The organism is Larkinella ripae (genome assembly GCF_054780775.1).
In genome coordinates this window covers 1-661 of sequence record NZ_BAAGVR010000040.1, presented here as the reverse complement: position 1 = coordinate 661, position 661 = coordinate 1, and the positions used below count along the sequence as shown (strand labels likewise).

Genomic DNA, 661 nt, shown 5'->3' with positions numbered 1-661 from the left:
GGCATTATACCAGTTAATAATCGACCCTTCCAGGTACGTACCCTGCATGATGAAGTATTTATTACCCCCGTTTTCGTAGGCTACCTGAATATCTTTTTTGAAGCTGCCACCAATCACCCGAAGCGTTCCCGTCTGGTTGGTGAGGGCCGAGTAGTTGACCACATCGTATTTGGCGTTGCTGGAGTCAGCTGTGCAGTTGATCAGCGTAGCCGGGCCGGTCAGCGTGTAGACGCCCTCGACCTCGGTATTGACAAGATCCGCATGACCGCACTTGATGGCGGTTACGTTTTTGGCAACCAGTTCGTAGGTGTTGTTGAGTCCTTTTACGGCGTTGCGGCACAAGCGGGCATCCAGTCCGTTGATGGTCAGCCGGGCGTTTTCAGAGGAAGCCGCACCGATGCGCTTGTTGGTAGCCGTGCAGTTGATGACAGCGGCCTGGTGTTCGCCGGTTTGCTCGCCTTCGCTGTAAAACGCGGCCCCTTCGCGGTAGACCGTATTTTTAACGTGGCAATTGATGAAGCGGGTGCCGTCAGCGTTGTCCGAATCGAAGTCGTCCAGACTGATGCCAACACCGTTGTCGATTGCGGTAATGTTCTCAAATGTGGTATTTTTGGCGTAGTCGCCCGCAATCAGCGGAGACTTACCCCCGCCTTCGTGGTAT

The 661-nt window shown here is 54.2% G+C and carries 1 protein-coding gene; it reads right to left on the bottom strand.

Going from position 1 to position 661, the window contains the following annotated elements:
- Positions 1-661: hypothetical protein (locus ACYVHX_RS29605; RefSeq protein ID WP_460675341.1), on the bottom strand; the 661-nt coding region annotated here is incomplete at both ends.